This is a genomic window from Companilactobacillus halodurans (genome assembly GCF_009600995.1).
GTDB classification, from domain to species: Bacteria; Bacillota; Bacilli; order Lactobacillales; family Lactobacillaceae; genus Companilactobacillus; species Companilactobacillus halodurans.
In genome coordinates, this window is record NZ_VDFO01000037.1 from 23,087 (window position 1) to 29,086 (window position 6,000).

A 6,000-nucleotide genomic window follows, 5' to 3' on the forward strand; every position below is an offset into this window, starting at 1 on the left:
AATATATTTCTTAAGTATGGTTAAAATATCGCCTCTAATATTAAAACATAAATTACACCACAAAAAAATAGGGGGCTAAGAAATTGCTCTCCAGAATTGTACTGTTAGACATCCATATCATGATACTAATATACTTATTTACAGATAAAGAAATATTCTTAGGTGAAACGAATTTTAAGTTAACTTTAACACGGCTTGTGGATTATTTCACTATCGAATTTAGTTGTGACAATTCACTAGCCTTTTTTTGAAAAAATTTGTTGCAAAAAAGAGGTTGCTGAACTTTATTCAACAACCTCTTTTTAAGATAATAAAACTATTTAATTAAATCCCATCTGAATCAGGTTCCTGTTCAACTTTCTTATGTTCAAAAACCTTTGTTCCATTTTTACTGATTGAAACAATTTCATCAGCTAATTTTTTTGAAGAATCTTTATAATTTGAAAGTTGCAAACCAACTTCCATAATAGAACCGACATTGCAGCCACAAGTAACGCTAATATCTTTATCGCTAGCGACGCTTAATTTCACTGCATCTTTAAACGGCGTTCCGCCAAGTAAATCACAAATGAAAACTACCGCATCGTCATCTTTTATTTCTTGGCTAAATTTTTTATAAAGTCCATCTTCATCCATATCACTAGTGAAATCGATAAAGCTAACATTTTTTAAACCACCAGCAAGCAATTTGATAGTAGATTCGATTCCACTAGCATAGTTGCCGTGACCTGTTACGACTAATTTCATTATAGGACCCCCATCCATGAGAATAGGATAGCAAAAATGAATGTTGCCAAAATAAGGATAACTGGTGAAACATTCTTCTTTTTCAATAACCAATAAAGTAAGAATGTATAACCTAGTGGCAAAATATTAGGGAAAATCCGATCAAAGAATTGGGTTTGAATTGAAATCGTGTGTCCAGCTGAAACAGGAATTTTTGTCTTAACTGTAATCTGAACATATGTAGCAATCAATCCACCAATAACCGTACATCCTAGGACACTGGCCGCATGTGAAACAATGGCTGAATTTTCTCTAATCTTAGAAATTGCTTTAGTACCAGTTGTATAACCTAATTGAGCAATTGGAATACGAGCAAAGAACATTGCTAAGTATACGAGGAAGAAAATCAGTGGTCCTAAAATACTGCCTTGTTTTGCAAACGATGCTGTAATACCAGCAACAATTGGTAAAATTGTAAACCATGTAATGGCATCACCAATACCTGCTAGAGGACCGAATAACGCAATTCTTAAGCCATCAATCGTTGAACGTTTTTCACCATTTTCTTCAAGTGAAGCTTCAAGTCCCATCAACAAAGGAGCGGCATAATTATTAGTATTAATAAATTGAAGATTTGATTTTAAAGATTTAGCTAAACCTTCTTTATCATCTTTATAAATCTTCTTTAATGCTGGAATCATCGCTAAAGTCCAACCATCAGCTTGCATTCTTTCATAGTTCATTGCTGATTGATTAAACAAAGATCTGATACCAAGCATTTTTACATCATGTTTAGTTAATTTTCCTCTTTTTGGAGTTTCAACTTTTTTAGATTCCATCATCGTCATCTCCATTGTTGTTTGAATTTTCCATAATTGCCTTTAATTTCTTATCATTTTCGGCATCTTTCTTACTTCTTGCATATTCAATCAAAGCAAGGGCAACACCGATAACGGCAACTGGCATCAAATTTCCAAATTTGATAAAGCATGCTGCAGTAAATCCAATCAAAAGATAAGGTACATATCTAGCTTTCAACATACTCTTAAGAAGTAAACCAAAACCAACAGCAGGTAAAATACTACCGGCAATTTCAAATCCGTGACTCAACCAAGTTGGCATCGAATTTACTAAGTCTTTCATTGGAGCTTGAGCACCATAAACACAAAGGAATGCGATAATACCGTATGATAATCCAACAATCCACGTTGGCAGCAATGCTAAACGTGTAAATTTCTTAGTATCGCCTTGTGCTGCATAAGTATCGAGTTTCTTTGTTAAAACGGAAAATGCTGAGTAATAGAATAAAATAATATATTGCATCAAAATACTAAATGGTAAAGCTAAACCAATAGCTGTAGCTGGAGATTTGCCTGTCGTATAAGCAAGTACGACTGTCATAATTCCAGCCATGATAGGATTAGGCGGCTGTGTTCCTCCAACTGGAGTTAATCCAGCGAAAGCTAGTTCTGTTAGACCAGCAGCAACGATTCCTAAAGTAATATTTCCTAGAATCATCCCTGTGACTGTACAAACAATCATTGGTCTAAAAATGTAAAAACCTTCCCACCAGAAATCAATCCCAGAAATAATAGCAAAGATTCCGATTATAATACCTTGCATTAAAGTAACTTGCATTTAAATCACTTCTTCCAACGGTTGTTTTTTATCTTCTGGAACTTCTTGTACATAAACGGAAGCACCTTTAGCAGCACATACTTTCAAATCGCTAATATCTTTATCGTCCATATAAGCTTGCTTCGTAATTTGTCTTTTTCCTTCTGAAAAATGCATATTACCGATATTTAGATTATCTATGGGAACGCCACCTTCAATTAACTTTCGAGCATCTTCTGGTGTGCGCACGATAATAAAAATCTTTTGACGGGCACTTGCTCGGTGAATATTGTTTATTGTTTTTTCAATTGTCCAAAAACGAATTCCAACGCCAGAACTTTCAGCGGTTGCCTCCATCAATTCCTGTTGAAGAGGGTCATTTGCAGTATCATCATTAGCAACTAATAAAAGATTTGCTCCAATTGAAGAAGTCCATACAACACCAACTTGTCCATGAACTAGTCTGTTATCAATTCTCGTTAGTACAATATTTGGTTCACTCATTTTCTATTACCTCTTTCTAAACTAAACTATGAACATAATTAAATCTCTAACAACAGTGGACTGACTATAATAAACAAATTTCTCATCAAAAACGCCACGTCTTTTGATACTGACTAAGGGATCGCCAACGCTTAAATCAAAAATTTTGCGATTAGTTTTCAAAATCATTCCTGGCTCAGTCTTAGATACAAATTCAGGTCGTTTTTGATATTTTTTCACTAGAAAAGGAATCAGGTTATTATTATTCTCAATTTCACTTTTGTGTATCATGGGGAAAGCTGAAAATGGCAGATATATTTTATCTAAAAATACTGGTTCATCATCTGCATAGTACATAAGATATATAACGTAAAAATAATCATCAGGCTTTAAATTCAACTCTTTGCGGATTTTCTTTTCTGAACCATCGATGTTTAATTCAAATTTTCTTAGTTCAAATTTTGGAATTGAACCCATTTGTTCAATTTTTTTCTTAACATTCAAAAATTGGACTGTACTACCTTCTGATTCACTAGATGAAACAAATGATCCCTGACCTTGCTTCTTATAGATATAATTTCGACTCTCTAATTCAGCTAAGGCCCTTCTCACGGTGATTCTTGAAACGTTGTAAATTGCCCCTAATTCTTGTTCAGAAGGAAGCTTACTTTCTTTAGGCAATTTTCCTGATTCAATTTGTTTAATAAGATCATTCAACATGCTTTGATATAGTGGCATTATACTGTTCATCCGGATTTCCTCAACTTGTTATATTGTTATAACAACCACACTCATAGTAAATCACCTTAGCCCTTTGCTGTCAACGCTTTCATTAAAATACGTATAAAAAAGGCTCTCAAGAATTAATCCTGAGAGTCTTAATTATTATTTCTTAATAAACTATTTGGCAGCTTTTGCAGCGGCTTCATCAGCATAAATTTTGTTTCTCTTCTTCATTTGCTTTGCGTACCAGATGAAAATCAATAGGTATGCAACTAATGCAAGTGCAGCATAGATAACAAACTTAATTTCACCAGTTGAAGCGTTACCTACTAAGTAAGCCAAGAATTTTTCGATAGGACCTTCCATTGTTGAGTGGGAAATCATTGTACCTGATGACAATCCCTTAGGGAATGCACCAAGCTTCTTAGCTGTTTCAGTAACCATAGGAGCTGACAATGTACCGGCCCATAGGAAGATAGGTAGTTCAATGGCACCGATAACGATCATACGAATAATCTTACCACGTGTAACAACTAGCAATGCTGGTGTAACACCCATGGCGATAATACCACCTAAAGGCAAGATCTTGTTACCAGGCAATACAAGTGCTTCAAGAAGCATGATAGGTGCTAGAACGTTAGCGGCAGCCCACATTTCAGCACGTCCGGCGATAAATGGCCAGTCAAGTCCGACATTCATTGTACGACCCTTTAACTTCTTGTTAGCAAAGTCTGTAATACCTTGTGATAATGGTTCAACAGCGGCAATGAACCAAGAACCGATCAAAGAGAATAGTTCCAAACAGAATGCAGCTGTAAATGAAAGTGTAAAGATTTCCTTAACACCTTGGTGTGAAAGTAAACCGATAAAGATACCTAAATAGATACCAATGGCAAATTTGCTTCCCCAGAATCCAATCTTCTTGTTCAATGCGGCAGCATCAAAGTCGAATTTATCTAACCATGGGAAGATAACATCAAAAATCTTATCAAAGACCATGATAATTGGGTTCATCATGTAGTTCATGTGTGTTGTTGTCATTGGATTAGAAGCAGGTGCATGAAGTAGATCATTAAAAGTAGGTTTCATTAAATCTGAGTTGATAATCTTCAAGACACCAATGAAAATAACAAGACATGTAGTAATTAGCAAGTTAGCACCGAAGAACATGCAAAGTAGTCCAACGAAAGCTAAGTGCCAAACATCGAAAATATCAACATCAAGCGTATTGGTTTTATTCCAAAGAATCATGACGATATTAACGATAACTAATACAAGTAAGAAGAACAATGTATATGGAGAACCCCAAGTAATAGTAGCAAGTGGGGCCCAACCTAAGTCAGTAACTGATAGTTGAATACCAGTTGACTTAACGAAGGCGTTCAATGCGTCTTGGAATGCTGTTGTCAACAATCCAATAACGGCACTGATGGCTGTAAGAGCGATGGCTAATTTAATACCACCTTCCAAAGCCTTGGAGAACTTAACTCTAAAAATCAAAGCGATAATTGTCAAAACGATTAACATCATTGGTGCGGCACCAAGGTCAATTAAAGGTTTGAATATCGCATTGGCGAAATCAATTATTCCTGACATATTCCGTTTCCCCCTAGATGTGTCTTATGAAACTATGCTTTGCCACTGTCCTTAATAGCTTGTTCTACTTGGTCATAAACAGGCTTTGCCATAGCAGGCATTCTATATAGGATAGGACCAGCATCAATAACTGGAATCTTAGGTGTGAATCCTAAATCAGTGGCAGCGATTGGTGTGAATAGATCATAATCATCCAACATATCCTCGGTAATATCTTTGATCATAACGGCATCACATTGTACATCGTAACCACGATTGCTCATTTCTGTTTCCAAAGCATCCTTGATTTGGTGACTTGAATTAACTCCGGCACCACAAGCAGCTAAAATTTTAAACATAATCAACACTCTCCTTATTCATTGCTTTTAGCATATTTAATAAATTTGCGATTCAAGAAAGAATAAATCTCTTTTGGATCGTCGCTCTTAAAGAATGGTACAAGCTCGTTTTCAGAAGTACGAGCCATGAAGTCCATGATCTGTGCCAAAATGTTTGATTGGCCCTCAGGATCATTGTTCAGAATCATGAATAAAAACTTCACGTTAAATTCCTTTGATGGATCAATCATATTGTGAAAAGGAATTTCGTTTTCCAATTTAATAGGAACAATCATACGAACTTTAACGAATTCGCTCTCCGTATGTGGAATGGCAATATTCGGTATCTTTGGCGATACAACTGACATATCTATTCCAGTAGGATAGTTTTGTTCTCGTTCCAATAAATTGTGGCTGTACGATAAATAAAGTTGATAGGTATTTTGCCATCAACTTTATTTTTGTATACCATTTATTAGTAATAACCATTTAAGAACACCAAAAAAGGACACCATTCATGCCCTTTAGATGTTCGACC

7 protein-coding genes and 1 pseudogene are annotated in these 6,000 nt (G+C 35.4%); all 8 read right to left on the reverse strand.

Annotated features, from left to right (window positions below; all coding sequences use genetic code 11):
- Positions 1 to 324 precede the first annotated feature (324 nt).
- A complete protein-coding gene (locus FHL05_RS09670; protein ID WP_153384702.1) occupies positions 325 to 747 on the reverse strand; it encodes a PTS sugar transporter subunit IIA domain-containing protein in 423 nt (140 codons plus the stop codon).
- Complete coding sequence (gene agaD, locus FHL05_RS09675) at positions 747 to 1,565, reverse strand: PTS galactosamine transporter subunit IID (protein WP_153384752.1); 819 nt, start codon at positions 1,563 to 1,565, stop codon at positions 747 to 749. Before agaD ends, FHL05_RS09670 begins: the two co-directional genes overlap by 1 nt.
- Entirely contained in the window at positions 1,555 to 2,364 is an 810-nt protein-coding gene (agaC, locus tag FHL05_RS09680) for a PTS galactosamine transporter subunit IIC (RefSeq protein WP_153384701.1), read from the reverse strand. The genes agaD and agaC overlap by 11 nt, the downstream gene beginning before the upstream one ends.
- Positions 2,365 to 2,847 carry a PTS galactosamine transporter subunit IIB gene (gene agaB / locus FHL05_RS09685; RefSeq protein ID WP_153384700.1) on the reverse strand — a complete coding sequence of 161 codons (483 nt, stop codon included), beginning with the start codon at positions 2,845 to 2,847 and terminating at the stop codon, positions 2,365 to 2,367.
- Between the two features lie 21 nt (positions 2,848 to 2,868).
- Positions 2,869 to 3,576 (reverse strand): GntR family transcriptional regulator, encoded by a 708-nt coding sequence (locus FHL05_RS09690; RefSeq protein ID WP_153384699.1) that lies wholly within the window; start codon positions 3,574 to 3,576, stop codon positions 2,869 to 2,871.
- Positions 3,577 to 3,726: 150 nt separating this feature from the next.
- Positions 3,727 to 5,145: a PTS galactitol transporter subunit IIC gene (locus FHL05_RS09695; RefSeq protein WP_153384698.1), complete on the reverse strand. Its 1,419-nt coding sequence runs from the start codon at positions 5,143 to 5,145 to the stop codon at positions 3,727 to 3,729.
- 32 nt (positions 5,146 to 5,177) lie between these two features.
- A complete protein-coding gene (locus tag FHL05_RS09700) occupies positions 5,178 to 5,483 on the reverse strand; it encodes a PTS sugar transporter subunit IIB (RefSeq protein WP_153384697.1) in 306 nt (101 codons plus the stop codon).
- A 14-nt stretch (positions 5,484 to 5,497) separates the two neighbouring features.
- Positions 5,498 to 5,881: pseudogene (locus tag FHL05_RS09705) on the reverse strand (PTS sugar transporter subunit IIA); the annotation flags it as partial.
- Positions 5,882 to 6,000: the final 119 nt, after the last annotated feature.

Bases quoted from the DNA above. Each gene is read 5' to 3' on its own strand.
- FHL05_RS09670 (WP_153384702.1), bottom strand. From the start codon at position 747: ATGAAATTAGTCGTAACAGGTCACGGCAACTATGCTAGTGGAATCGAA.
- agaD (WP_153384752.1), bottom strand. From the start codon at position 1,565: ATGGAATCTAAAAAAGTTGAAACTCCAAAAAGAGGAAAATTAACTAAA.
- agaC (WP_153384701.1), bottom strand. From the start codon at position 2,364: ATGCAAGTTACTTTAATGCAAGGTATTATAATCGGAATCTTTGCTATT.
- agaB (WP_153384700.1), bottom strand. From the start codon at position 2,847: ATGAGTGAACCAAATATTGTACTAACGAGAATTGATAACAGACTAGTT.
- FHL05_RS09690 (WP_153384699.1), bottom strand. From the start codon at position 3,576: ATGAACAGTATAATGCCACTATATCAAAGCATGTTGAATGATCTTATT.
- FHL05_RS09695 (WP_153384698.1), bottom strand. From the start codon at position 5,145: ATGTCAGGAATAATTGATTTCGCCAATGCGATATTCAAACCTTTAATT.
- FHL05_RS09700 (WP_153384697.1), bottom strand. From the start codon at position 5,483: ATGTTTAAAATTTTAGCTGCTTGTGGTGCCGGAGTTAATTCAAGTCAC.